General features: G+C 65.0%; 32 protein-coding genes. 28 read left to right on the top strand and 4 right to left on the bottom strand.

Annotation, left to right across the window (positions count from 1 at the left end; genetic code table 11):
• Position 1 precedes the first annotated feature (1 nt).
• The gene (locus ACQPW1_RS23030) at positions 2-496 is read left to right on the top strand and encodes a phosphoribosyltransferase (RefSeq protein WP_433664769.1); all 495 of its coding nucleotides are present in this window, start codon (positions 2-4) and stop codon (positions 494-496) included.
• Between the two features lie 10 nt (positions 497-506).
• On the opposite strand, the gene ACQPW1_RS23025 is transcribed toward ACQPW1_RS23030, so the two are convergent.
• Positions 507-1043, bottom strand: a complete 537-nt coding sequence (locus tag ACQPW1_RS23025) for a MarR family winged helix-turn-helix transcriptional regulator (RefSeq protein WP_433664768.1) — start codon at positions 1041-1043, stop codon at positions 507-509.
• Positions 1044-1221: 178 nt separating this feature from the next.
• Between ACQPW1_RS23025 and ACQPW1_RS23020 the strand changes: the two genes are divergently transcribed.
• The 5 genes from ACQPW1_RS23020 (at position 1222) to ACQPW1_RS23000 (ending at position 5718) form a co-directional block, all read left to right on the top strand.
• A complete protein-coding gene (locus ACQPW1_RS23020) occupies positions 1222-1617 on the top strand; it encodes a hypothetical protein (RefSeq protein WP_433664767.1) in 396 nt (131 codons plus the stop codon).
• Complete coding sequence (locus ACQPW1_RS23015; protein ID WP_433664766.1) at positions 1614-2741, top strand: tyrosine-type recombinase/integrase; 1128 nt, start codon at positions 1614-1616, stop codon at positions 2739-2741. The genes ACQPW1_RS23020 and ACQPW1_RS23015 overlap by 4 nt, the downstream gene beginning before the upstream one ends.
• A gap of 557 nt (positions 2742-3298) precedes the next feature.
• Positions 3299-3691 (top strand): hypothetical protein, encoded by a 393-nt coding sequence (locus ACQPW1_RS23010; protein WP_433664765.1) that lies wholly within the window; start codon positions 3299-3301, stop codon positions 3689-3691.
• Entirely contained in the window at positions 3688-4749 is a 1062-nt protein-coding gene (locus ACQPW1_RS23005) for a tyrosine-type recombinase/integrase (RefSeq protein ID WP_433664764.1), read from the top strand. Before ACQPW1_RS23010 ends, ACQPW1_RS23005 begins: the two co-directional genes overlap by 4 nt.
• An 18-nt stretch (positions 4750-4767) precedes the next feature.
• Positions 4768-5718 (top strand): DUF2637 domain-containing protein, encoded by a 951-nt coding sequence (locus tag ACQPW1_RS23000; RefSeq protein ID WP_433664763.1) that lies wholly within the window; start codon positions 4768-4770, stop codon positions 5716-5718.
• A gap of 806 nt (positions 5719-6524) precedes the next feature.
• Here the strand turns inward: ACQPW1_RS23000 and ACQPW1_RS22995 are convergent.
• The 3 genes from ACQPW1_RS22995 to ACQPW1_RS22985 all read right to left on the bottom strand — a co-directional run bounded on the left by ACQPW1_RS22995 (position 6525) and on the right by ACQPW1_RS22985 (position 8798).
• On the bottom strand, positions 6525-7082 hold the full coding sequence (locus ACQPW1_RS22995; protein ID WP_433664762.1) for a hypothetical protein: 558 nt from the start codon (positions 7080-7082) through the stop codon (positions 6525-6527).
• 189 nt (positions 7083-7271) lie between these two features.
• Entirely contained in the window at positions 7272-8399 is a 1128-nt protein-coding gene (locus tag ACQPW1_RS22990) for an alpha/beta hydrolase (protein ID WP_433664761.1), read from the bottom strand.
• A gap of 84 nt (positions 8400-8483) precedes the next feature.
• Positions 8484-8798, bottom strand: a complete 315-nt coding sequence (locus ACQPW1_RS22985; protein WP_433665608.1) for a hypothetical protein — start codon at positions 8796-8798, stop codon at positions 8484-8486.
• 213 nt (positions 8799-9011) lie between these two features.
• Here ACQPW1_RS22985 and ACQPW1_RS22980 point away from each other — a divergent pair, with 213 nt between their 5' ends.
• From ACQPW1_RS22980 to ACQPW1_RS22875, 22 genes are all read left to right on the top strand, one after another.
• A complete protein-coding gene (locus ACQPW1_RS22980; protein WP_433665309.1) occupies positions 9012-10121 on the top strand; it encodes a DUF4192 domain-containing protein in 1110 nt (369 codons plus the stop codon).
• A gap of 288 nt (positions 10122-10409) precedes the next feature.
• On the top strand, positions 10410-10811 hold the full coding sequence (locus tag ACQPW1_RS22975; RefSeq protein WP_433664760.1) for a hypothetical protein: 402 nt from the start codon (positions 10410-10412) through the stop codon (positions 10809-10811).
• Between the two features lie 286 nt (positions 10812-11097).
• A complete protein-coding gene (locus tag ACQPW1_RS22970) occupies positions 11098-12294 on the top strand; it encodes a hypothetical protein (protein ID WP_433664759.1) in 1197 nt (398 codons plus the stop codon).
• Entirely contained in the window at positions 12282-13100 is an 819-nt protein-coding gene (locus tag ACQPW1_RS22965) for a class II glutamine amidotransferase (RefSeq protein WP_433664758.1), read from the top strand. The genes ACQPW1_RS22970 and ACQPW1_RS22965 overlap by 13 nt, the downstream gene beginning before the upstream one ends.
• 149 nt (positions 13101-13249) lie before the next feature.
• Positions 13250-14404, top strand: coding sequence for a hypothetical protein (locus ACQPW1_RS22960; RefSeq protein ID WP_433664757.1), 1155 nt, complete (start codon positions 13250-13252; stop codon positions 14402-14404).
• Entirely contained in the window at positions 14392-15144 is a 753-nt protein-coding gene (locus ACQPW1_RS22955; RefSeq protein ID WP_433664756.1) for a class II glutamine amidotransferase, read from the top strand. Before ACQPW1_RS22960 ends, ACQPW1_RS22955 begins: the two co-directional genes overlap by 13 nt.
• A gap of 82 nt (positions 15145-15226) precedes the next feature.
• Positions 15227-15484 (top strand): hypothetical protein, encoded by a 258-nt coding sequence (locus ACQPW1_RS22950; protein WP_433664755.1) that lies wholly within the window; start codon positions 15227-15229, stop codon positions 15482-15484.
• On the top strand, positions 15481-15975 hold the full coding sequence (locus ACQPW1_RS22945; protein WP_433664754.1) for a hypothetical protein: 495 nt from the start codon (positions 15481-15483) through the stop codon (positions 15973-15975). The genes ACQPW1_RS22950 and ACQPW1_RS22945 overlap by 4 nt, the downstream gene beginning before the upstream one ends.
• Positions 15972-16478: a hypothetical protein gene (locus ACQPW1_RS22940; protein ID WP_433664753.1), complete on the top strand. Its 507-nt coding sequence runs from the start codon at positions 15972-15974 to the stop codon at positions 16476-16478. The genes ACQPW1_RS22945 and ACQPW1_RS22940 overlap by 4 nt, the downstream gene beginning before the upstream one ends.
• Positions 16475-16786 carry a hypothetical protein gene (locus ACQPW1_RS22935; protein ID WP_433664752.1) on the top strand — a complete coding sequence of 104 codons (312 nt, stop codon included), beginning with the start codon at positions 16475-16477 and terminating at the stop codon, positions 16784-16786. Before ACQPW1_RS22940 ends, ACQPW1_RS22935 begins: the two co-directional genes overlap by 4 nt.
• Positions 16734-17411, top strand: a complete 678-nt coding sequence (locus ACQPW1_RS22930; RefSeq protein WP_433664750.1) for a hypothetical protein — start codon at positions 16734-16736, stop codon at positions 17409-17411. Before ACQPW1_RS22935 ends, ACQPW1_RS22930 begins: the two co-directional genes overlap by 53 nt.
• A gap of 34 nt (positions 17412-17445) precedes the next feature.
• Positions 17446-17955, top strand: a complete 510-nt coding sequence (locus ACQPW1_RS22925; RefSeq protein ID WP_433664749.1) for a TIGR04338 family metallohydrolase — start codon at positions 17446-17448, stop codon at positions 17953-17955.
• 70 nt (positions 17956-18025) lie between these two features.
• Entirely contained in the window at positions 18026-18961 is a 936-nt protein-coding gene (locus ACQPW1_RS22920) for a bifunctional DNA primase/polymerase (RefSeq protein WP_433664748.1), read from the top strand.
• Positions 18939-19667 (top strand): LPD29 domain-containing protein, encoded by a 729-nt coding sequence (locus ACQPW1_RS22915; RefSeq protein ID WP_433664747.1) that lies wholly within the window; start codon positions 18939-18941, stop codon positions 19665-19667. The genes ACQPW1_RS22920 and ACQPW1_RS22915 overlap by 23 nt, the downstream gene beginning before the upstream one ends.
• The gene (locus ACQPW1_RS22910) at positions 19657-20169 is read left to right on the top strand and encodes a hypothetical protein (RefSeq protein ID WP_433664746.1); all 513 of its coding nucleotides are present in this window, start codon (positions 19657-19659) and stop codon (positions 20167-20169) included. The genes ACQPW1_RS22915 and ACQPW1_RS22910 overlap by 11 nt, the downstream gene beginning before the upstream one ends.
• A gap of 220 nt (positions 20170-20389) precedes the next feature.
• A complete protein-coding gene (locus tag ACQPW1_RS22905) occupies positions 20390-21490 on the top strand; it encodes a DUF4192 domain-containing protein (RefSeq protein WP_433664745.1) in 1101 nt (366 codons plus the stop codon).
• Positions 21491-21546: 56 nt separating this feature from the next.
• Positions 21547-22257, top strand: coding sequence for a hypothetical protein (locus ACQPW1_RS22900; protein WP_433664744.1), 711 nt, complete (start codon positions 21547-21549; stop codon positions 22255-22257).
• 78 nt (positions 22258-22335) lie between these two features.
• Positions 22336-22656 (top strand): transposase, encoded by a 321-nt coding sequence (locus ACQPW1_RS22895; protein WP_433664743.1) that lies wholly within the window; start codon positions 22336-22338, stop codon positions 22654-22656.
• A gap of 81 nt (positions 22657-22737) precedes the next feature.
• Positions 22738-23175, top strand: a complete 438-nt coding sequence (locus ACQPW1_RS22890) for a hypothetical protein (protein ID WP_433654082.1) — start codon at positions 22738-22740, stop codon at positions 23173-23175.
• The gene (locus tag ACQPW1_RS22885; RefSeq protein WP_433654083.1) at positions 23172-24173 is read left to right on the top strand and encodes a transposase; all 1002 of its coding nucleotides are present in this window, start codon (positions 23172-23174) and stop codon (positions 24171-24173) included. Before ACQPW1_RS22890 ends, ACQPW1_RS22885 begins: the two co-directional genes overlap by 4 nt.
• A gap of 34 nt (positions 24174-24207) precedes the next feature.
• Positions 24208-25128, top strand: a complete 921-nt coding sequence (locus ACQPW1_RS22880) for an IS3 family transposase (RefSeq protein WP_433664742.1) — start codon at positions 24208-24210, stop codon at positions 25126-25128.
• A 203-nt stretch (positions 25129-25331) separates the two neighbouring features.
• Complete coding sequence (locus tag ACQPW1_RS22875; protein WP_433664741.1) at positions 25332-25658, top strand: hypothetical protein; 327 nt, start codon at positions 25332-25334, stop codon at positions 25656-25658.
• Positions 25659-25864: the final 206 nt, after the last annotated feature.

Below are 25864 nucleotides of genomic sequence, written 5' to 3'. Positions count from 1 at the left end.
CATGGCGGATCGGGAAGTGCTGACCTGGGAGTTGTTCGGTTCGGCGAGTCGGGAGTTGGCGACCACGATCGCGGACGACGGGTTCGAGCCCGATCTGATCTTGTCGATCGCCCGTGGCGGGTTGTTCGTGGCGGGCGCGCTCGGTTACGCGCTGGACGTGAAGAACCTGCACGTGATGAACGTCGAGTTCTACACCGGCATCGACCAGCGCCTCGACATGCCGGTGATGTTGCCTCCGGTGCCGCAGGCGGTCGACCTGGCGGGCGCCACCGTGCTGGTCGCCGACGATGTGGCCGACACCGGCGCCACCCTCAAGCTGGTGCGCGATTTCTGTGAGCACCATGTAGCCGAGGTCCGCTGTGCGGTGATCTATCAGAAGCCGCGCTCGGAGGTCGAGTGCGAATACGTCTGGAAGCACACCGACCGCTGGATCAACTTTCCGTGGTCGACCGAGCCACCGGTGGTGCAGCGACAGGTCAAGGTGCTCGACGCGTAACGCGCGAGCCTCAGCGTTCTTTTCGCTCCTCCGCGATCGCGTCGAGACGTTCACCGAGCGCGTTGACCTGATCGCGCAGGGCGATGAGATCGTCGAGCGGGTAGCCGACCGACGCCATGACCGCGTCGATCATCTCCCTGGCCTGACGCTGCAGGGCGAGACCCGCTTCGGTCGCGCGGAGTTCGACCGAGCGGCGGTCGTGGGCGCTGCGCACGCTCTCCACGAAGCCGTGCGACTGTAGTCGTTGGATCAGCGGCGAGACGGTGCCGTAGTCCAGGCGCAGCTGTTCGCCCAGCTCCTTCATCGTCATCCCGGGCCGTTCCCACAGCGCGAGCAACGCCAGGTACTGGGGGTAGGTGATCTCCATTGCCTCGAGGAACGGCCGGTAGGCAGCGGTCATCGAGCGCGAGGTGGAGTACAGGGCAAAACACAGCTGGCTCGCCAGCGACAGCAGGTCGTGGTCGGCGTCCCCGGCGGTTGCGGTGGTGCCCGGCGCTGCGGCCGGTTCGACACGCACCGCGGAATCTGGATGCGCTACTTCGGGCATTCAATCACCTTACGCCAGCGAGTTTGCTGCTGTCCGTGCGCTATTACGGTGTTTGTGCGACGGTCCGCGGGCAGTCGTCGGAGTCGTTGCTGGAGCGACACCGGCGGTGGCAATGACTGAGGTCGCTGCGGTTGTCCCCTCGACTCTGTCGGGCCGGGCTGAGGCTGGCGGTGTCGTCGTGCCGGGCCTTCCCCTGGCCCCGATCCTGGCGCCCCATCAGTCAGGTCGGCTGACCTCGGTATTCGGTGTTCGCTCAATCGATCTCAACGGCCGAGTGATCGACCGGTTCGTGGTCGATGCGCTGGGATGGACGAACGGCGATCGGCTGTGCTGGCGAGTCTGCGACGGGATCGGTGTCATCTCCGCTGCCGGGGTGCCGGGGGTTCGTGTTTCCGGGCGCGGCCACCTGTGGCTTCCGGCCGGCCTGCGTCACGCGGCTCGGCTGGAGGCCGGAGACCGAGTGTTCCTGGCAGCCGACACAATCCAATCGGCGCTGGCAGTCTTCCCGCCCTCGGCGGTGGAAGAGATGGTCACGCGCTGGATCCGCGATCAAATCACGGGAGGTCGCTCATGAGCTCCGCCCCCGACGCTCAGATCGTTGCGGCTCTCACCGTCCTGCGCAGTATGGGCCTCAAGCCCGAAGACCTTCTGGGCGCCCGAGATAACCGTCCGCCGGTGCCGACGTTCGCGCAGTGGGTTCCCCAGGTCTATGCCGCCATGCCCGACACCACCACCCGCGACGGATACATGTCGTACTGGAGGCACCTCGTGCGGTGCTGGCCCGATCGCCGCATCGACGAGCCGACCCTCACCGAGTTCAAACAGCTCATCGAGACGATCAAAGCTCAGAGAAACGTCCGGCGCAGCGACCGCAACGGAACCGGTATGACCCAGACAATCGTCAGCGCCCTGCGCTGCCTCTATCACTTCGCGATCGCCGACAAGATCATCGCCCCAGCCGACAATCCCGTGCTCGCCCTGGCTAAACCCCCTGTGCAGGAATCGAACCGACGCGCCTTGTCCAATCAACAGCTACACGCGATCAACACCGCCACAGCGAGCACCACCTCAGATCCCGAGCTCTACCTTCTGATCCTGCGCTTGCACACCGAGACCGCCTGCCGCCGGGGTGGCGCCCTCAATCTGCGCCGGAGCGATCTCGACGAGGAACAATGCCTGATCCTGCTGAAGGAAAAGGGCGGCTTAGAACGGTGGCAACCCGTGTCGCCGACCTTGATGGCCGCGCTGGTCCGCCACTACGAACAACGGTGCCCCGCACTAGATCACCAGCACAGCTGGGCAACCAACGGCAGACCCATCTCCGCCGAAGCCCACCAGCGACTGCTGCGCTACTCCAACGGAAACCCGATCAGTAAAGCCGTCTACGACCGATTCTGGATCCACCTCGGCAAACACCTGCCTTGGATCGCCAGCCGCCGCGTCACCATTCACTGGCTGCGACACACCACCCTGCGATGGGTCGATCGCAACTTCGGCGCCTCTGTCGCCAAGGCATACGCCGGGCACACCGACCGGCGCGGCGGCGCCACCGCGATCTATACACGCGCCCATATCGAGGAAGTCGCTGCCGCTCTCGCCGCTTTGACCGGCGAACCCCATCCCCTCATGTCCAGCAGCATCCCAGTAGAGACTGACGCCGACCCGATCCCGTTCCTTGCGAAGGAGAAACTCGCCTAAGAAACAACCACGACCACGCATCGGATGGGCGGCCTTCAGGCACCGAGCGTGTGCGTATTGGTCGTGCGCAGAGGGGGGACATGACCAATACGCACACCTACTTAACCGGTGAACATCCCCTCGAAGTGGAACTTTCGTAGTCCAGGCCGCCAAGTCAGTCCGCATAACAAGCATCCACCCGCCAACGTCAGGACGCCGGCCCCGCCAGCACCCGGTGCACGCCTCTCGCCTCAACCTTCGCGCGGCGGGACACGACACCGCCGATGCTCGCCATCGGAGAATTGGCAGACGCGCCAGATTTAGCTCCTGATCTCCGACGACAGAGGGGCGCAAATCCCCTCTCGCGCACCTCTGACCGGCGTATCTGCCGGATGTTCGCATCGTGTGTTCAAGCGCTCTTGAGCACACGAGAGGCGAGCTGTGATTACCAACTCTGACCTGCACCGACTTCCGACCACCTCGCCAGAAACGACCCGATCGATGGCACGCGAGGGGTTTGCTGGGCGAGGGCAGGCATGATCCCCGCGCTGGTACCGCCCCAAGGTCAACTCCAGGAGATGATCCATGGTCCAGTACCTACCGACCAGATTGTCCGGGTAGCTGACGGCGATCTCGTCTACGGCGTGTCGTCGGTGAGCGATGGTGGCCGAATCGCTGACAAGCATCTACTGTCCGCGCTAGGGTGCCGCCCCTCCATTCGCCTGGAAGTAGCCACCACCGATTCCGGTGCCCTGCTGATCCAACCGGACGATAACGGCACCATGGTCGTTACCAGTGACGGATATATCCGGATTCCCTACCGCAAGCGTCGGCGGGTGTGCTTGTTCGTTGGTGATCGGGTGCTGCTGCTGGGGCGACGCAGCACCGGCCGCCTGCTGGTCTATCCACCAGCCGCCATGGGTGAGCTGTTCGAGACGAGCCTGCCCCTGCTCGTGGCGGTGATCAGGTGAGCGTCCCCGCCGTCGAAGCCGCTGCGCCCGCGGAGACCATCGCAGCGGCGAAACTGCTGCTCGCGCAGATGGGCATTTCCCCTGCCGATCTAGTCACGATCACTACGCGCGTGCCGACGTTCGCCGAGGCCATTCCCCAGGTCCGCGCCACCCTGTCGCCGGGCACGCTGCGCACCTACAACACGGGGCTGACTCGGCTGGAAGTCACCTGGCCCGACCGTCGTCTCGACGAGCCGACTAAGGCCGAATTCGAAGAGATGACACGTGCCATCCAGGCGGGTGCACGCGTCAACCGGGCGTCGCGTGGTGGCACCAGCGCGGTTCAGAACTTCATCAGCGCGCTGCGCTGTATCTACAGCTACGCCGAAGACAGCGGGTGGATCCGCCGGACCGATAACGTGGCCCGTCAGTTGGCCATGCCGGTGCGGCGTCCCTCGCACCGCTACGCCATTCCCTCGGCTCGGCTGGCCGAGATCTGCCAGGCTGCCGCTACCAGCGGCGACGACCCCGAACTCGACGCGCTGATCCTGCGCCTGCACATCGAGACCGCTTGCCGCCGCAGTGGCGCGCTCGCTCTGCGCCCGCACGATCTTGACCGTGAGCAGTGCCTGGTCTATCTGCGGGAGAAGGAGGGCAGCGACCGTTGGCAGCCGGTCTCACCGACGTTGATGCGGTATCTGATCGAGCACGCCGAGCAACGCCACAGCCCGCTGATGGGGCAGTTGCTGCGCTACCGCAACGGGCGCGCGATCAGCTCGCGTCGCTACGACCACCTGTGGCATCGCGTCGGCGAGATCCTGCCGTGGGTCGCCGCCCAGGGCATCACCACCCACTGGCTGCGCCACACCACCTTGACGTGGGTCGAACGCACCTTCAGCTACGCCGTCGCCCGCGCATACGCCGGACACAGCGGCAAGGGCCCCGGCGCCACCGCCACCTACGTCAAGTCGAATCTCGCCGAGGTCGCCGCCGCACTGTCGGTGCTCACCGGCGAACCCCATCCGATCTTGTCCGCACAACTGCCCAGCCCGACCGCGATGACCGCGTCCGCACGCTGACCGCTCCGGAAGGTTCTCATGGCTGACACCACCACCGAGTTCACCTCGAACGCACCTCCGAGTCAGGAGGTGCGCGTGCCGTCGCGCTCGCGTGCGCACATCTTTTTCTGGAGCGTGCTCGCCGCGGCGGCCGCGATCAGCATCATCGGTAATGCCGCCCAAGCAGTCCTGCACACGACCGCACTGCCCGCGATCGCCGCGACCGTCGCCGTCGTGCCGCCGCTGGCCCTGCTGGCCGCCGTGCACGGGGTCTCCATCCTCTTGGGTACGCATGCGCACGCGCGCGGCATCCACTTCATGGCAGCGGCAATGACAGCGCTGATCGCCGCAGGCGCGTTCTGGCTGTCGTTCACCGCACTGCGATCCCTGGCACTCCTGGCCGGCATCCCCGCGGGCGAGGCATGGCTCTGGCCGCTCATCGTCGAAGGCTCCATGGCGCAGGCCACAATCGCGCTCCTCGCTCTAGCCCACACCACGAACCGCCTCGGGCACCGTGCGCACGCCGACGGCCTCTCCACCTGCCCGTCCGTGAATCTCACGGACACAACCACTCTCGAGGTGGAACCACCCACCCACCCGGGCGTTAACAACGGTGCCGTGCACACGCTCCCAGTTGCCACACCGCAACCGAATCAGTTCGCTGACATAGCGACCAGGGTGTGCGCACAAGATCCTGGACGCCGCCGAGACCCGGACATCGTCATGCGCATCCTCACCCGCCATCATCTCGACGGCTGGAGTTCCACACAGATCGCCAAGGAAATACAGCGCAGCCGCTCAACAGTTAGTCGAATCATTAGTGACGCCGCCGACCTGGTCGATCTCACGCAACACCTCACGCCGACTCACCAACTCGCTGACCAGAGAGAGCGACCACCGATGGCGAACGAACTCATCGCCATCCCCCACTCAACTCAGCAAGCAGCCGTATTACACGACCTACCCACCGCCGGAGGAGCGTCACTATGAAATCGTCCCCTACAGCATCTCTGTTCTCCCCCGCCGCTGAACCTCGACATTCGCAGCACACCGGAGTTCAATATTCTAGAATTCGTCCACGCCCACGCCAGACGTCAGCAGCGGCACCGTCGCGCAGCAGGGTCTATCGCAGCGCACCACCGCTGGGAGGGGAACTGCTCATGGACATCAACATCTCGTGCCCAACCTGCGGACAGATTGACTGTGTTCAGAGCGTGCCCGCGATCCGTGCAACTGGAGTCCACTCTGTCTACGGCGCGGATTCCTACAGCGGGATCGGAATCGCGCAGTCTGGATTTGTCCCGGTTTTCGGCACCGCGACAATCGAGCGCACACATACGTCGATGCTCGCGCAGGCTCTCGCACCCGAGCCTGCACGACGGTCCTCTGGGCGATTGCTCGGCTTCGGGTTGCTGATGTTGATCCCATTCCTCGCTGGGCTCATGCTTGTGTTCGCCGCGTTCAACAGCCCTGATCCGGCTGGGGATCTGCCGACGGCTATAGTCGTGTTGGCGTTCGTCCTTCTTGCTCTTGCTACTCCAACGGCGCTCGCATGGACAGCCGCTGTCCGGCGCGAACGCCGCAACAGCCGAATCGCACGCGGCCGCCCCGCAGCGTATGCGGCCTGGCAGGCCGGGAAGTATTGCCACCGATGTGGCGTGTGCTTCTGGCCGCTTTCGCCCCAAGCCGATGATCGCGGCCCTCGTGCGCTCTCACCCAGCCAGTTCCGGTGGGAAGTATGGAATGCCGGAGGATACGCGCACCTCTAAGAACCCCGGATCAGACACAGCAGTTGGCTAGACAAGTCCGTCTCGTTCGCTCGCTGACTGAGGGATGTCCACATTGGCGGAGCCGCTGTTCGGTGCCGTACCGCCCTTGCTCGGCAAGTCCCTCTCGGCTTGTTGCTTCGCCGCCGATTCGCCGATGCCCGAAAGGGGATCGGCGGGCGCAGAGTCAGGACTTACCGCGGACCCGTCATCTGCCGTCGTCGACGACACCGCCGCACGGCTGGTGGCAGTGTTGACCAAGCCGATCAGCTGGCGAACTTGCTTCGGAGTGATTTCGAGCAAGTCTGCGACATCATCGTCGCGGTGCCCTTGCTCACGGATCATCACGGCGGCTAACGCTTGTTGGCGACGTTGCGTGGCGATTTCGGACGTTGCGTGTTGGCGAATCGTGTTGATCTGCTGCTCTAGCGCAGCGATCTCGTCGTCACGCGCCTGTTCAAGGCCCCTGATCGCATGCCATGCGTGTATGTACTCTTCAACGGCGCTGGCAACGACTTGCTCTCTTTGGGCTGCCGCAGCCCGGCGCTCACGAAATCGGTTCCGGGATCGTTCAAGTCGTTCGATCACAGCCGGTGAACTCGGACGACGCGTACGACGAGGTTTGCGGTTGTCCACGACAGATTCCAGACCAGCCGATCGGTACGTCAATCCAGGTCAATAGTACGCTTACCGCCTGCTACGTCGAAGATCGGCGAACGTGGCGCAGGTTTCGGCCCTTTCGGAACGACGTGCAAGAACTCCTGATTCATCCGCCGGCTACTTGGTGATCAAATCCATCCAGTCCCGCACGGCCGCTTGATATTCGGGCGCACCACTCGACAGATTGATCATGTCCCCGCCGCCTTCGAGAACATAGGTGCGTAGCTGGGCGACCGGGTCGAAGAAGCGCGCTTCGGCCGCGTACAGCGTGGCTGCGTCGCGACATGCCGGGCCGCAGCCCAGCTGATCTTGGCTGCCTGCTGCGAGGAGTACCGGTGCGGTGATGTGGGAGGAGGCTCCGGGCAACGTAGCCACAAGTCCGTCGGGCCACTCGGTCAACGAGAACCGGTCCTTGGTCCGCTCCGAAGTCTCGATGACTGCGGGATCGTCGTGCGGCCCGAAAAAATTCCGGACTGCTTCAGGAGTGTTGAACGCCAGGGTCAGCCATCCGGGCTCGGATCCTCGGAACTTCGGATCGTCAGGGGCGTGGCGAAACGTCTTGGCGGAGTCGAGCGCGACTACTGGATCAATCGAATGTGAGTATCCGGTAAGGAGCAGCCCGTCCACATCGTGATAGTTAGCAGCCTCAAGCACGCTTACCCCGGAGCCGAGTGCATTGCCCCCGAGGATGACCGTCTCGAATGGGTCGACATCCGGTATGCCGCGCCGGAGCGCTTGCACCGCGGTGTGGACTCCTGACGCATCGCCAGAGGCTGTGACCGTCCAGACTGGCGGCGTCGAGGACTGTCCGTTTCCCGGGCGATCCAGAGCCAGCGTCGCGTAGCCCGCAGCGTTCATTGCGCGGGCGAACGAGTACACCTCGGGTTTATACGGGAAGTCCCAGTACACGGCGTTTGCAGCGGAGCCCGATGTAAGGACCATGACTGCCCGTGCGTCGCTGGCCGGTAGGCATAACGATCCGGCGATGGTGCCGCCCGGCACAGTGAAAGACACTGCCTGACAGTGTCGTTCGGTGTCTGCGTGGGCGGTCGGGTTCGACGCGCCTACGACTGCCGTGGCCACCAGCACAGTCGCGATCGGCAGGCACCAGCGGAAGCGTGCCTTCTTATCCGGACGTGTTCGCACCCAACGGCGTTGTACCCGTTCACGATTGCGCGCGGGCTGGTGGTGAAAAACCGTGTGGCGCCGCGATCGCGGGGACGGATTCGAATTTGGTGTCGGCATGACGGGCTCCTGGATCGACCCGTCAACTGATTCCCGCTTATCAGCGTACCCCGCGTGTCAGTCCTTCCGTGTCCACGACTCGATCTACGCCGCCGTTCTGTGGGCATCGCCGGTCAACTCTGCGTCACCAACCCCATTCATCGCCCTGCCGAAAGGACGTCTGTTATGAACCAGATTGAGCTTCTGGCCCGAGTCACCCAGCTCGTCGAGCACGAACTTTTGGGGTCTGGCTGGTCCCCGCCGTGCGCTGACTATGACGGCACCGTCGCCCTCACCGGGCCCGACCACCACCTGCTGGCGTTCGATGTTCAGTCCGATGACCGCCCCGGACACACCGATCGCATCAGAGTTCGCGGCAGTTTCGGCGACCTGGTTGTACCAGAGGGCGTACGACCGCACCCAACCATCTATCTCTCGGCATCCCACACTGACCAGCGGTGGGCCAATCAGATCCGGATGAGGTTGCTCCGGGGTGGTTCCCGTGGCAAGAACTACACCGCCGCTCTCGCTGCCCTCGTCGCGCTACACGAAAGGTCAACCTCCCGCTCCGCGACCACGGAGGCCGAGCAAAGGGACGTCTGCGCTGATCCGGCGCCGCTGTCCGCGGCGGGGGTGCCGGAAGGCGTTGTGTGCGTGGGTGAACCAGGGGAATTGATCGCAGGAATTCCTGCGATGATCGGGTTCTCGCCGCAGCGTTCGCTCGTCGTGCTCCTGTTGCGGGCCGTGCCGGACCGGCACGAGAGCGTGCTCATCGACGCCGTGATGCGATTGGATCTGGATCAGGACGGCGGGCGTAGCCGCCTGCGGGCCAAGACGGTGGTGTCCTGCATCACGCAACTGTCGGCTCACAATGACGTCGCCGGGGTGCTCGCGGTCATCATCGATGACCGAGTCACTGAGTCGACCGTGCAACCCGACGATGCTGTCGACCCTTGCCGCACAGGACGATTCGCCGGGCTGGTCGCTGCTGTGGACCGGTTGCTCGCCGTCGAGGACATCCCGCTGGCGGGTGCCTGGGCGGTGCCAGCGATCGAACCGGAGCAGTGCTGGCAGAGCCTGCTCGGTGGGCAACAACGCGGGGTACTACCGGATCCGGCCGCGTCGGCGCTGGCGCTGTCGCATGTGCTCGACGGCAGGCCGGTCCTTGGCTCTCGTGCCGAGTTGACCGCCCTGGTGGCCGAGGACGTCGAGCTTCAGCAGGACGTAGCCGCGCTGCTGGACAGTGCGGCCACCGTCGCGCGCGACCGGTATGCGAGGGCTGCACGCCGGGGCGATCCCGACGCGTACACCAGGCAGGCTCTGGAATATGTGTTGTGGCAGGTTGGCAATGCCGGGTCGGGCAGCCAGCTGATGGCCCCTGAATTGGCGGAAATCGCTGTCGCACTACGTGATCGAGCGGTCCGCGACATTATGTTCGCGGTCGCGGTCGGCGAGCACGCTGCGGCGGCGGCAGACCTGTTCTCCGTTTTGGCCTCGGCGTTGTCGGGTCGTGATCGTGCCGAAGCGGCCGCCTTGCTCGGCTACTGCGCCTACACCCGCGGTGACGGCCCCTTGGCTGGTGTCGCGCTCGAGGCGGCATTGACCGCGGACCCCGACCACTCTTTGGCCCTGTTGCTCCACGACTCCCTGGCCGTCGGCATCCGCCCAGAACAGATGCGCCGCCTGGCCCGCAGCGCTTTCCAAGCCGCCGCCGACCTCGGCGTAGACCTGGCAGGGACCTGAGCGAATCTCCCACACAAACCCGCCACCCCGGATCGAAGAGGCCAAGAGCAATGGTGCACTGCAAGCAGTCTCCCAGTGGAAAGTGATCGAAGGTCGTGCGCCGAGAGCTGGACCACTCTCGGATGAACAGATGAACCGGCTCGACCGGGCCAGCGCCACCTCGGACATCCGGATGCCATCGAGACGATCGCGGCCAACCTCGCGAGCACGTTGATTCAACGGCCCCGAGTCTCCGGCGTCGCCATCGATCCCGTTCAGCGGTACGCCGTGTCAACCGACTTACGTGGCGTGGCTTTCCTGCTGTTCCTGCCCAGTGAAAGGAGTTTCGCGATGTGCATTGGCTACCTCACCCGCAAGTACCACGCTGATCTGGCGCTGGTGTCGAGATACACCATCGGCCCGGCGCAGGTCAGTTCCTCTTGCGGCGGCTTTCATGGGATCGGCGGAGAACTGTCCAACGGGCTGACGGTGTGGGTGTCCAATGACGAGATGGAGGGCCACGACGACACCGACAACGCCCAGTGGACTGTCGGCCTTCATCTCGGGGGCGGCTATGTCGGCCGTATCGAAACCGGCTCTCTTGCTGAGCAACTCGCCATCGCTGCCTCGCTCACCGTAGAGCAGGTCCGCACCCTCAAGACGGGCTCGCGATGCTCCACTGTCCTGCCTGAACAGATCATCGTTTCCTGACCAGCGACATACCTTCGCGCCGCCTCGCTTCTACCGTGCAGGCTCGAACGATCTGTCGAAATACCGGCGACGGCAATAACTCTCGACCCAGTCGCACACCGATGTGAGCCGCCGATGCGGCCCTGAACAGCGTCCACATCCTCGCTTCCTGCAGGCGTGTCAGATCCGCAGGTCCGTCCGCTGTTGGTGAGCCTCTCGTAGTCCGTGACATCCCAACCCCTCAACGCCAGGCCCGCGCATCCGCGTGGGACCTGGCGTTGTTTCGTTTCTGGAAGGTGATCTCGCCATGCCTGCTCCCATTCTGTCTCCGCCGTTGTGTGTCTTGTGTGCCTCCGCCGATTTGGACAACGGGCATTCGATCGAGGATCAGCCGATCTGCGCACGGTGCTTTCCACGAGTGCCGCGCTGCGATAGCTGCCTGGCCCCCGCCCTGTCTCTGCGCACCACCGCGGAGGGGCATCTGCTGTGCGCGCGCTGCACGACCAGCTGGAATGCCTGCTCGTCGTGTCGAATGTTGACCAGCCCGCACTTGCGCACCGACACCGACGAGGCGCTGTGCAGCCGGTGTGCGGGGGTGTTCTTCGATCTGTGCGGGCGGTGCAGCCGGTTCAGCGCGAACAGCCGTTACGTTTCCGGCGGAACCCGTGTGTGCACCCGCTGCGCGCGCAACTATGCCAGCTGTATCGACTGCGGGACTCTCCTGCGCGACGGTGGTCACTGCGATGGCTGCGATCGACCGCACCACGTGTGGAACTACAGCTATAAGCCCGATCCGCGCTTCCATGGCGAGGGTCCGCTGTATCTGGGTTTGGAACTCGAAGTCGTTGTCCCCGACCACTACTACAGCCGGTGCGTGCGCCTGGCCTGCGACCAACTCACCACGTTGGGCTATCTCAAACAGGATTCCTCGATCCAGCCCTGCGGGTTCGAGATCGTCACCCACCCCATGTCCTATCGGCACGCCATCGAGGAATTCCCGTGGCGGCTGCTGGGCGACCTCGACGAGCTGGGGTGTGAAACCGATACCAGCGTCGGATTGCATGTGCACGCCAGTCGCGACGGATTCGACTCCCCCGCCCATGTCTACCGATGGATGAAGCTGTTGTACCGCAACGAGTCCGCGGTCTCGACCATCGCGCGCCGCCGCTCGCACTTCGCACCGTTCGACCGGATCGCAAGGGCCCGGGTCAAAGACACCGCCAAAGGCAACCTCTACGCCCTCGGGTTGGACCGGTATCAGGCGATCAACCCCTACCCCCGCAAAACCCTGGAACTGCGGGTGTTCGCCAGCTCGCTGCAGGTCCAGCAGGTCCAAGCGGCGTTGGCGTTCACCGCCGCCAGCATCGACTACACCCGCGGCCTGGATGTGGCCGCCGTGCGGGCCGGCGCGTGGGAATGGCCTCGCTTCGCCGAATGGGTGCGCAATCAGCCCGACTACCAGCCGCTGTGGGCGGAGATGGAGGAACTCGCATGTGCCTGCTGACCTATTTCCCCGCCGGAGTCGCCCCCGACCCGCAAGCGCTGTTGACCGGTGCCGAGACAAATCCACACGGGCACGGCTTCGCCGTCATCGCCGAGGGCCACATCATCGTCGGGCACGGCATGAACCCCGAGACAGTCATCGATCAGTTCACCGCCATCCGGACCCACCATCCGGCGCGAGCGGCGCTGTTTCATTCCCGCTATGCCACCCACGGCGTGCGCAGCCTTCAGAACTGTCACCCCTTCGCACTCGGCGGCGATCAGCGAACAGTGTTGGCGCACAACGGTGTCCTGCCCAAACGGGTTCATCCCGGCCCCTACGATCCGCGCTCGGATACCCGCATCGCCGCCGAGGACTACCTGCCAGGTGCGCCGTTCGGGTCGATCGACACCCACCGCGGCGCACGCGGGCTCGCCTCGTGGCTGGGCACCAGCAAACTCCTCATCCTCACCGTCGATCCGGCCTACCGCCACAGCGCCTATCTCTTCGGTGAGCGGGCTGACCAGTGGGACAACGGCATCTGGTATTCCAACACCAGCTACCGCCCGTTCCCCACGCGGTGGCCAGCACATATGCGCTCACTTATGTGCTGGTACTGCGAAGAAATCAACCCGGATCGCACCAGCCGATACTGCGGCAAATGCGGGTGGTGCTTCGACTGCGAGGCCGTCTTCCCCGACTGCGAATGCCCCGACCGCGCATCCACCGAGAAAGCCCCGCCGCTTGATCGCACGCCGTCGCAGCCACAACGTGCCCTCACATCGGTGACCCATCACCGATCCCGTCCTCGAGCCACCGCCACCTGAAAACAACCCTCCCGCTGATTCGTCCCCCTGAACCCCGTGTGCAGCCACTCGCGCTGCACATGGGGTTCTTTCCTTCCGTCGAAAGGCGTTGTGTCATGCCCGCATCCACGCTGGTCGAACCGTTGTGCTCGGACTGTTCACACCCTCTCGTGACCACGATCGAGGGTGAGCAGTTGTGCCCGGACTGCACCACCGACGTCGGGGTCTGCCACGGGTGCGACGAGCCCACCCGCACCCTGCATCCCACCACCGCCGCCACCCTGTTGTGTGCGCGGTGTGTGTCGGGCTGGACCCTGTGCGCGGACTGCGCTGACTACACCCGAGATATCCACACCCTCCTCGATAGCCGCCCCGAACGCCATGACCGCATCCTGTGCGAGGGCTGCGTCGACTCCTATGCCACCTGCGATGACTGCGGACGCCCTACGACCGAGACCTTCCGCGTCGAGGGCGGCGACGATGTGTGCCGTACCTGCTGCGAGGACGACTACCACGAATGCGGCGAGTGCTACACCCTCATCTCCTACAGCGACACCTACTGCGAAAACTGCGCTCCCGCCGAGCACGACGCGGTCCACAGCTACGACTACAAACCCAGTCCTCGCTTCCACGGCGACGGGCCGCTGTTCCTGGGGCTGGAACTGGAAATCAAAACCCCGGAACGTCGATTCGAGGACGCCGTCGATACCGCGGTCGACCACATCGGCGAGCTGGCCTACCTCAAAGAAGACAGCTCGATCGAACCCTGCGGATTCGAGCTGGTGACCCACCCGATGAGCCACGAGTACGCGCGAACACGGTTCCCGTGGCAGCTACTGAACCGGTTGCGGCTGCTGGGCTGCTACACCGACACCGACGTCGGTATCCACGTGCACCTCTCCCGCGCCGGATTCGACTCCCCCGCCCATATCTACCGGTGGTTGAAGTTCATCTACCGCAACGAAGTCCCGGTCACCACGCTGGCGCGGCGGTCCTCGAGCTGGGCGGTGTTCTCCCAAGATGCCCGCTCGAGCGTGATCCATTACGCCCACGGTGACCGCTATGCCGATCGCTACGAGGCGGTCAACGTTCGCCCGCCCGACACCTTCGAGCTGCGGATCTTCGCCAGTTCCCTGCAACCCCAGCAGGTCCAAGCCGCCCTGGCCTTCGCCGCCGGGTCCGTCGAATACACCCGCCGCCTCACCCCCGCCGACATCGCGCGGCACCGCGGCTGGGAGTGGACCGCGTTCACCACCTGGCTGCGCGGGCGCCCGGAATATTCACCGCTTCTCGCCGAACTGGAGGACCTCGCATGTGCATCCTGACCTTCATCAAGCCCGGCGCCAACCCCGACCTCGACGCCCTGCGCGGCGGCGCGGTCGCCAACCCGCACGGACACGGCTACGCGATCATCACCGGCGACACCATCACCGTCGGCCGCGACATGGACCCCGACGCGGTCATCGCCGAATTCGCTGCTGTGCGTGCACAATTCCCCGACGGCCCGGCACTCTTCCATTCCCGTCTGGCCACCCACGGTCTGCCGGCGGTGGAGAACTGTCACCCCTTCGCCGTCGGAGGGGACGCACGAACTGTGCTCGCGCACAACGGGATCCTGCCCCCGGAAGTGCACCCCGGCCCCAAGGATCCGCGGTCGGATACACGCATCGCGGCCGAGGAGTTGCTGCCGCGCCAGCCGTTCGGGTCGCTTGATTCCTGGGACGGACGCGAACGGCTCGAACGCTGGCTGGGCACCGACAAGATGGTGCTGCTCACCGTCGACCCCGCCTACCGCTACCGGGCTTACATCTTCAACGAACGCCAGGGGCATTGGGATCAGGGCAGCTGGTATTCCAACAACTCCTACCTGCAAGCGATGTGGGCGAGTGATGGTGATTGGGGTTTCTGCGAGCACTGCGGTGTCTTCGACGAGGACCCGCTGGGCCCGCACTGCGCCTTTTGCGGCTACTGCGCCGACTGCTCGGCGATCTATCCCCGCTGCGAGTGCCCGGAGCTGGAAGGCCAGGAACGCTACGCCGACCTGTTCGACCTCGAACCCGCCTGACCCCTCTGCACCCGTCACCTGCCAGGAAATGTCGAGCCGCGGTGGCCGTTTCGCCCCGCCCGATGGAAGGCACCGAACTGCGATGAAACAGAACGCGAATCTCGCCAGTATCTTGGCCCGGCTGCGCGACATCCACGACCAACCGGTCATCGCCAGCACTGACGGTGGCCGGGTCCGGCTGCTCATCCACGAGCGCCATGACGCTCACAGTGGTTGGCACTACACCGATCTCGCCCCGGCCGCCGCCGATCAACTCGCCGCAGCGCTGAACGCACGCTCGCGGCTTCAGCACGACCGTGGCCTCACCGGCTGGTTCACCCGTCTGCAGACCCGGCGATGACCGGCCCCTGGGTGCCCCCACAGGCCGCGACCGAATCCGAACCCGAGTTCCTGCGCCGGGTACTCAAGGGCATCGACCACTGGTTCGTCGGCGGCGCCACCGGCGAGGACCCAGGCGACCCGCGCCAACTCCTCACCAGCCGCCTCGCCGCCCTCGACCACCCCGCCAGCCATCCCGGCACCGAGGATGCCGAGCCCGATCCGGTGGTCGAACTTCTCGCCACCGAGCTGCACCGGATTCAGCACTGCCACGCCCAAGCCTCCGTCCTGACTCACGGCGGGTTCCGCCATGACGGTGTGCGCGTCAAAGCCGTGCACCGCCATCACACCGTCCTGCACTACGACAACGACAGTTTCGGTTTCCTGCTCCCGCTGGCGTTCATCGAATCCGTGCAGCAACTGCCCCGATCCATCTCCGAGAGGAACCTGACTCGTGAACAGCACCGCACTCTCGCGCGCACCATTTCACCGGGATCGAGGATCCAGCGGTGAACACTGATTTGACCCGCTACTGCGCGCGGATACGTCTGGATCCCCGATACGAGCGCGATCTGCCCGCTGGTGCCCGCACTGTCGAGCACGTCGTGATCGCCGGATATCGCGCGGCCTTCGCCGCCGAGCCTCGACCGGCCACCGTCCTCGCACCGTTTCCCGGCCTCGACCTAGCCCAGGCGTACGCCGAGCACCTTCCAGTGATGGCGTTGGTGCGTGTGGAGCACGCTACCCGAGTCGTCATCACCGATGACGACGGAACCACCCGAATCAGCTGGGAGGAAGATACTTTCGGGCATTCGCCGAGCCGGATCAGCTGGTATCTCGCTCCCGCCACGCTCAACCGCGAGCGCCGCTGCGTCCTCGCCGAAGGGCGATGGCGTGCCGGTGGCCGGCAAGGCGTGCTCCCGCGATCGGTGACCACCCTCGCGCCCGGCGTACCCACTGTCGTAGATCTCCACGACCACGACCCACACTCCGGAACCCGCTGGCCACCACCATGATCGGCACCGGCAAGGACCTTCTCGCCTGGATCGAGGCGAACCTTCCCCCTCTCGACGAGCACCGCTACGGACCCTGGCAAGCCGAACCCGCCTGCCCAGGCTCGGTTTTCGCCGACGTCGAGGTCCGCATCCACCACGCGGGAACCACGGACCGCGTCGCCGCCATCACCTTGTCGGCCGCACTCCGCACCGACCTACCCGATTCCGACCTGCGGAGCCCGAACCTGCCCCGCTCCAACATGATTCGAGGTGAACATGACCGAGCCCACACCCTCCCCGGCTGGCGCCGCACGCGTGCCGATCCCTGACCGTCTGGCCGACGCACCGCGCTCGGGAGGCTTGGTCGTCCCCTACATCACCCTGACCCATCACGATCGGACCCGCCCGGTCTGGGGCAAGGTCCACGCCCCGGCGCAGCGGCGGGTCTGGCGCCAGAAACTGTGCCAGATCTGCGGGCAGCCCTTGATCGACTGGGTGGTGGTGTACCTGCGACCGTCCGACTATGGGCGAGGTATCGCCGTAGAACCCGGGATGCACCCCGAATGCGCCCACTATTCCGCATCGGCCTGTCCGGTGCTGGCCGGTCGCCTCGACCGCTACCACCCTGATCCCGACCGCCACCTCAGCGCGTGTGGCGACACTCGATGTGCGTGCCGGATCTGGCAGCGCGTCACCGACGAGCCGTCCCATCTCGCGGGCCAGCCCGCCGAAGCCTGGTACGAGGGGTGGCTCCCGCTGTCGGAATACATCGTCGTCACCGATCACGGCAACGACACGACCCCACCGATCACCGGGGTCGATGTCCGTGAGGTGCGGTTGCGCAAGCTGCGCAGAATCCGCGCGGCCGGGCCTGGCGCTGAACCGTCCACGGATCTGCTCGCCATGATCATCGCCGCGCGAAAGCTTTTCGGCTACGGCGAGGACCTCCAATGACCGGCAACGGTTGCCCGGCTCCAGGTGCGCTGACATGACCCGGGTGGTGTTGCGCGACATCCACCGCAGCCGGGTCTATCGCGCTGAACAACGGCTGTGGAACCTGCTCGATGACGCCGACTACACCGGAGAGCGCACCGTCGAGCTGCTCAGCACGCGGATCTGCCTACCAGTGGAAAAGCGTATGGCCAGCATCGACGCGGTGGCCGCCTACCTGGACGGAGTCCTGGCTCTGCGCGCGGTGCGCCGCAGCTACAGCCGGGCCGGGCTGCCGCTCACCGTCCGTGCCCGGCGAGGTGCCCGCGCTCACGGCCACTACGAACCCACCACAGCGACCATCGCGATATCCATGCACGACCCGCACGCCGTCCGGGAATTGTTGTTGCTCCACGAGCTGGCACACCATCTGCAACCGGCTGTTTCGGTCGCCCACGGGCCCGAATTCTGCCGCGCCTACAGCGATCTCATCCACCACGTGATCAGCCCTGACATCGCCCGGCTCCTGCGCGCCTACTTCACCGACGAAGGCGCTCGCTGCCGATAGTCACCGATATGTGCTGATCAGCAAAGGAGCACGCCATCGTCACTCATCACCACGCCGACCAAGGCCCGCAGTGAACGCCACTCTCGCCCCAGCTGAGACCGACTTGCTCGAGGCCGCACTCGACAACGCGGGCCGAGGATTCCACGTCTTTCCCCTGCACCCGGGCACCAAGGTTCCCGTGATCACGCACTGGGAAGACAACGCCACCCGCGACGTGGACCGAATCCGGCGATGGTGGCGCCGCTGGCCCACCGACAACGTCGCCGCCGCCTGCCAGCCATCGGGCCTGCACGTGCTAGACCTCGATACCCGCGGCGGCCACCCCTGCTCACGCCCGCCGTCGCTCGATCTCGACGGCCGCGACGTCCTGGTCCAGCTCGCCGCCCAGACCGGCCAGCCGCTCCCGATCCCCACCTACACGGTGCAGACCCCGTCGCAGGGCCTGCACCTGTACTACCGTGCACCACGAACACCGTTGTTGCGCAATACGATCGGGCGACTCGGACGCCACATCGATAGCCGAGGAAGCGGCGGCTACGTCGTCGCCGCCGGGTCCAAACTGCCTTACGGCAGCTACCGGCTCCTCGACGATCGCACACCGATCCCTCTGCCTGGTTGGCTCACCGGACTTCTCGCCCCGCCACCGGCTCCTCACCCACCACGGATCGGTATAGCGGTGCACCATCGCGATGCCTACGTCGAGGCCGCTGTGTCGAACCAGTGCGCGCGTATTCGCCACGCGCGCACAGGGACTCGCCATCGCGAGGTCCTGCTGGCGGCTAACAGTCTTGGCCGGCTGGTCGGTGCCGGGCTACTCGACTACCTCCACGCCGAGACCGCATTGCTCGATGCCGCCGGGGTTCATGTCGGGATCGACGACTTCACCGCTGAGGAAGCTCGACGCACCATCACCGACGGCCTCATCTATGCCGCACAACGAACTCACCCGCCGCCGGGCGGCCATAACGAAACGGAGAATTGCGATGCCGCAGATGATCGTCGATGACCGCTACCGGATTCTCGATCTCGACCGGCGCACGGTCGTCCGCGACGGGCTGTGCGCCCAGGACGCGCTCGACGCACTCGATGACCTGCTGACCCAGCAAGAGCAGGCCAATCACCCGGTCATGGTCAATCGGTTCTGGGACCGTGCCCTCGTCCACTCCCCCGCCACCGCCAGCGGGTTCCGCACCAGGTATCGGATCATCGCCACCAACACCATCGACTTCCGGGCCAGAGTACATCTGTTGCGAGCGAGCTTGCGTAAACGCTGGCCCGCAGCGGCTTTCACCGTCATGCCGAGATCCTCGGGTTCGGTCTCGATCCGCTGGATCGACGGACCTGACTATCCCGCGGTCGACCATTACTGCGACAAGATCGACGGCGGGGTGTATGAACACAGCCCCATCACCGAGGTCGAGTTCAACCGGATCCTCACATTGCGTGGATGGCATGCCGTCGCCGAACTCGTCGCCTCGTCGCTGCAGATCCGCGTGCCGCGCACCAGCGATGACGACATCGATTGGACCGCTGCGGATTCCCTCAACATCGACGGTCCCGCTCCCGTGGCCGGGCATTGCGTGTGCACGGCAGCGAAGGTGCTCTCGATCAGCCTCGGTGAACTGCTACGCCACCTTGCCGACGTCTGCGATCTGACGAATCTCGATCACTCGATCGCTACCCCGCAAAAGGACACACCTCATGGCGACTAGCGTGAACGACTTCCTCATCCAAATCGACCCTCCGATCGGCCAGCATTCCACCGACCGCTACAGCGGGCCCCAGGTGGTGTTAGTTATCGGCCATACCACCGCCCGCAACAGCCGTGCTCATCCAGGAACGACAGTCGAGTCATTCCCTGGCATCACCCCGCAGGACTACGCGGGCAGCACCTATCGATGCCCGATGGCTCTGGTCATCTCCCCACCGTCACCAACGCTCGCCCTCGACCGTGACGGCACCCTGCGCCCGCTGGAACCGCCGTCGCCGTCCTCGATCCCGATGATCCAACGCGATGACCGCCCTGCCCACGCCTGCCGCCCGACCGCCGACCTGGTCCCGGTCTGGTTCCACGAACCCACCGACCGGTTCATCCTCGCCCCCTACGAACGCAGCGGGTATCCGATCGATGTCGCGATCCCTGCGGCCGTGCTCGCCCAGCTGCCGCACGCCCCCACCAATGCAGTGACCGTCTACTCCCCGATGTTCCAATAGCTCACCGGCACACCATGTCCCGCTGCCGCACCGGCCCGGCTTCACACCAACGCGGTGGCGCCCGTATCCGCATCGGCGGCTTCGCCCGTTGCGCATGCTTCCCGGACGTGCACCGATCTGCCCCTCGCTAGATCCGTTGTCCGGCGCACCATCTGGCGCCGTGTGGCGTACGCGAGTGGATTGCTCGAACCCTAATCGCCTTCTGCCCCCAGGAGATTCGATGCCTCCGATCCAAGACCCCGGTACCTTTCTCGCCGAGTTCCTGTCTCAGGTTCCCCGGTCACAGCACCGCACCGTGTTCCTGCTTCCCATCCGCACCGACACGACCGACCGTGATGTCGACATGTATGTCGATTTGTATCGCGGCGTGACGTTGTATTCCACCGGCCAGGATCTGGGATTGGCCGAGGAGAACATCGCGACCACACCGATCCTCGCCCACTGCGCCGATCTGTGTGAACGGGATCGCCCGGACGCGGTAGCCGTGGTCATCGTCGATGATCCGCGACTGTATCGGGCGGTCCCCCGCCGCGCTCACCGCGACGTGATCGCCCGGTTGCGAGGGCAACTGCAAGCCGACAGCGTCGTACTGCTCGACGCATGGACCGTCACCGGCATCGCGCCAGGCCAGCACTGGCAGAGCCTGATCGACAACCGCGCTGGAGTCCTGCCGGCGACACCCGGGCTCCTGATCGCGCAAGTCGAGAACCTCGCACCCGCACCAGATCCGATACCGGCGGACCTGTCCTCCGACCCTGATCTGGGCGCTGAGGTCAACCGCGCATTACGGGCGCTCAACCAAGCCCGCGACGCCACGGAAGCCCTCGGCATCTACACCCCGCCCTCAACGCGGGAGCTTCTGCGGTTGGTTATCGATCGACTCCGAGCCGTCCTGCGCGGAGCCACGCTCACGGCCGTGGATCTCGCACGGGTGGAGGTCGCGATGCACGATGAAACCGTCCGCCGATGCCTGTTCGCGCTGTCTTCAGGACCCCACGGCCCACGCACGCAACCACTGTGGACCCAGCTGATCCGGGCGCTTCCCGCGCCACGCCGCGCGCAGGCCTCGTTGCAGTTGGCCGTCAGCGCTTACGTCCAAGCCGATTTCGACCTGGCACTGGCCGCCCTGCGCACCGTGCTCACCGATGACCACAGCGAACCTACCGGGCAATCGCTGGCCGATGCGGTCGCGACGTCGGTTCCCGCCGAGTTGATCCGTACCGCCCTCGCGCCCGGCTACGACCTTGCCGTCGAACTCGGCGTCGATCTCACCCTCGACCCAATCGACGAGGGCCCCACCGTGACTCCCCCACCGGACTGATTCGTCACCGCACCGCGATCTGCGAACTACCCCGTCGATCACCTCAGGAGTGCCTCATGCCCTACACCGACATCGTCGACCGGTTCACTGTCTTCGACGGTCTCGACCACGACTTCGACCATCACGTCGACCCCGAGCGCATCATCGCCACCGACCTGACCGCCGTCCAAGCGCTTGCCTTGCTCCGATACCGCAGCACCGAAGTCGTCGACGAACCCGGGCGTGCGCTGGTCCAGCTGTGGAATCACGTCATCGTGTCCGAGGGCGGCTACCCGCCGCCGGTGTTGGTGAATGTCATCCAGCCCGTCCGCGAGCACAATCGTGAAGACCTCGAACATCTGCTGCGCACCAGCTTGCGAACACGGTGGCCTGAGGCGCAGTTCAGCGTTGTCCCGCCCCCGTTCGCCGACGCCGCCGTGGAATGGGTCGACGGTCCCCAACCGAACACGGTGGATCATTTCGTGCGCGGGTGGTTTCCTCTCGATCACCCCCTCGGTGCCAGCTTCGGGCTGCGCCGGCATTTGAGCCCGCAGGCTTGGCAGCAGATCACCGACCGTGCCGAGCCCGCGCTTGGGTTGACGGTGCCGCGCACCAGCACCGGCGACATCGACTGGTCTGCAGCTCACGCGATCCGGATTCCGGCACCGGTCCGAATCGGCTACCTCGACACAAGCAAATACCCCGGCGACTACACCGAGTGGGGTCTCGACGAGGCGTTGCGCATGCTGGCCGACTACATGGACTTCACCGATTCCCGCTACCGATAGATAAGTCCCGATGAGGCTCCCCCCGAACGGTGGGCACCTAGTTAGCGGGATGGTTTGTCCTGCTGAGAGGATGTCTGTATGTCTCGGAAGCGTCGGTCGTTCACGACCGAGTACAAGGTCGAGGCCGCGCATCGGGTGATCGATTCCGGCCGCTCGATCGCCGAGGTAGCCCGCGAGCTGGGCTTGGGTGAACCGCTTTTGGGCAAATGGGTCGCCGATGAACGGCGGCGGTTGGACGCGGCCGCGGTGGTTGGTGAGGCGCCGTTGAGCGCAGCCGAGCGGGCGGAGTTGCTGCGATTGCGGAAACAGGTCGCCGAGCAGGAGAAAGACATTGTTTTCCTGAAAAAAGCCTCGGCGTACTTTGCGGCGATGCAGCAGAACAGGACCGGTTCGAGCTGATCCCTCTCTGTCAGGCTGTGGTGAGACACTCGGACTTCCCTGAGTTCACTGTTTGAGGGCATGACTGGAGCAGCAATCCCCATGAGTAGCCCGAACCCCGCGGCCCGAGGTGGTGGGCCGGTTGATCCGGCGCCGAAGCCGACGCGGCGGACCTTCACCGCCCAGTACCGCGACAAGATCATCGAGGAGTACCGTGACGCCCCGCACGGGCAGAAGTCCGCGGTCCTGCGCCGTGAGGGTCTCTACCAATCCCAGATCGCCGAGTGGACCCAGGCCCGCGCCGCGAAGCTTTCCGGCGCCGCCCAGCACGCTGCCCGGCGATCCAGTGAAGCGGTCGCATCCCAGGCCGTGGACACGGCCGGGTGTCGGGAGAACCAACGTTTGACGCGTGAGAATGCCCGTCTGGCAAAGCAATTGAAGCAGACGGAGGCCGCGCTCGAGATCATGGGAAAACTGCATGTGCTTTTGGAATCCATCTCCGAGAGCACGGGCACAGCGCCGCGACCGACCAAGCCATGACCGACGCCTACGGCGACCTACGGGCCGTCGAGGTCCCTATCCGCCGGGCCTGCACGCTGATCGGGCGGGCACGAGCCACCCACTACCGCCATCAGCGCCCACCGATCCAGGGGCCCAAACCCGCGCGGGCGGTCCCGGGTAACGGTCAAGGGCTCACCGCCACCGAACGCGCCCATGTGCTCACGGTGATCAACTCAGCGCCCTACGCCGACCTGGCGATATGCCAGATCTGGGCGCGGGAACTCGACGAGGGTAACTATTGGTGCTCGATGTCGAGCATGTATCGCATCGCCGCGGGCGCCGGTCAGAACCGGGAACGGCGACGACAGGCCACCCATGCGGCGAAGGTGAAACCCGAACTCCTCGCCGACGGCCCGTCACAAGTGTGGACCTGGGATATCACCAAACTACGCGGCCCTGCCAAGGGTGTCTGGTTCCACCTGTATGTGCTCATCGACATCTACTCCCGCTACAACCCGTCCTGGATCGTTTCCCACCACGAAAGCGCTGAACTGGCACAAGAATTCATCGACGAGGCCATCGCACGCAACGGCGCCATCCCGCACACCGTCCACGCCGACCGCGGCCCGTCGATGACATCGGGGCTGGTCTCGGAGCTGCTCACCAACCTCGGTGTCACCCGATCCCATTCCAGGCCACGGGTATCCAATGACAACCCCTTCAGTGAGGCGCAGTTCAAGACCCTCAAATATCTTCATGATTTCCCGAAGTCCTTTGCCTCCCTGGCGGATGCGCGGTTGTTCCTGGAAGGATTCTTCAACGAGTACAACCACATCCACCGCCACTCCGGTATCGGCTGGCACACCCCCGCATCAGTGCACTTCGGCACCGCCGACGCGATCGACGAGGCCCGCCAGATCACCCTGACCGCCGCCTACCACGCCAACCCCGCCCGCTTCGGCCGCCGACCCACCCCACCGAAAATACCGGCCATCTTCTACATCAACGAACCCACACCCCAACCCCAAATCAACTGATCAGCACTGTCTCACTTGACTTGACAAATTCCGGATGGCTGTGGAGTGCGCCGGCTCCGATGTCATCGCCACCGCCGGGCGTGCCGAGCGATCTGGGACTACTGGTGTTGTCCGTATGGCACGACTGTTGCAGGTCTCGACGTCGGGCTACTACCAGTACGTGAAACGCACGGCAGCAACGGCTTTGACCGATCGGCAGCAGCGACGCGCCGATCTGGAGGTTAAGATCCTTGCCGCACATCGCGCATCCGGTGGGGTCTACGGGTCACCGAGGATCACCGCCGAACTGCGTGCCGCCGGTGAGATCGTGTCGGAGAAAACCGTCGCGAAGGTCATGGCCGAGATCGGCGTGGCCGGGATCAGCCCACGCACCTTCAAAACCCGGACCACGATCGTGGATCCGGCTGCGTCGTTCCCATCGGATCTGGTCGGCCGGGACTTCGACCGCGGTCGTGTCGATGTCGTGTGGTCGACCGACATCACCTATCTGAGCTGCGGTGGGATAGACATGTATTTGTGCGCGGTCCGCGATGAGCATTCCAAGAAGGTCCTGGGCTGGGCCGTGGCCGATCATATGCGTGTCGAGTTGGCCACTGCGGCGGTCGAGATGGCCGTGGAAACGCGTCGTGGCCGCTGCGACGGCACGGTCCTGCATTCGGACCGCGGCAGTCAATACACTGCTGATGCCATGACTCAGGCATGCGGTCGGCACGGCTTGCGGCGGTCGATGGGCGCGAGGGGGATCTGCTGGGACAACGCTGGAGCCGAATCGCTGTGGTCGAGCTTCAAACACGAATACTATTACCGGCACGTATTCGCCACCAAAGCTGAACTTGTTGCCGCAGTTGACAACTGGATAAACTTCTACAACACTACCCGGCGACACTCCAGCATCGGGATGCTCAGTCCCGACGATTACGAGAAGTCACTCACCGCGGCCACTGAAGCCGCTTAACCCCCTGTCCGCAATTCGGGGGGAACCTCACGACTCGACCCTGCCCCCGCAGGAGTCCAACGCACCCCCTGGGAAGCGCACTGATACCTCGGCCGAGGCCCAGCGCTTCACTCGCTGCGCGATCGCGCCCGTCTCGACACGGGCCGCTCATCTGCCGACACCCGACTGCGCACATCCATCGAATACCTCAGGGAGGCAACACTATGCCACAACCGAGCTGGAATGAATATGCGGCGATGCTGGCCGATCTCTACCGCGCAGAGATCGATTTCCTGACCGAGCGTGGTCACGGCTCGGTCGAAATCTCTTGGCGCGGTAGTTCCAACACCGCGATCCGCGCTTCTACCGCCAACGGATTTCTGCTCGCGACCAACGCATGCGATGGCAGCGAATTGGCGAACGCGACCCGCGCGCGTGAGCCGTGGTTGCTCTGCCTGTACCGCGGTGCCGACGGCGACGCGCCAGTGATCCTCGGCCAGGGCCGCAGCGTCGATTTCGCGATCGCTTACCAGCAGGCCATGGGCCGGTGATCTCGCACGACCTTCGCCAACCTCCATCGCTCTGATTGCACTAACCCTGCACCGCACCGAGTCGCTGGCGAGCACCGGGTTCATGCGGTTCGTCCGTCGCGGACGTCGTGCCTGCCTCAATCCGACTCTGCCCCAGGAGGCTTCATTCCCTCGATCGAGAACCCCGGCATCCTCATCTCCCAGTACATCGCCGCTGCTCCCCAGCC

This window comes from Nocardia sp. CA-128927 (assembly GCF_050955855.1).
In the GTDB taxonomy this organism is placed as follows: Bacteria; Actinomycetota; Actinomycetes; order Mycobacteriales; family Mycobacteriaceae; genus Nocardia.
Note: the sequence above shows the minus strand (reverse complement) of the source record. Positions and strands in the feature narration are given on the sequence as shown.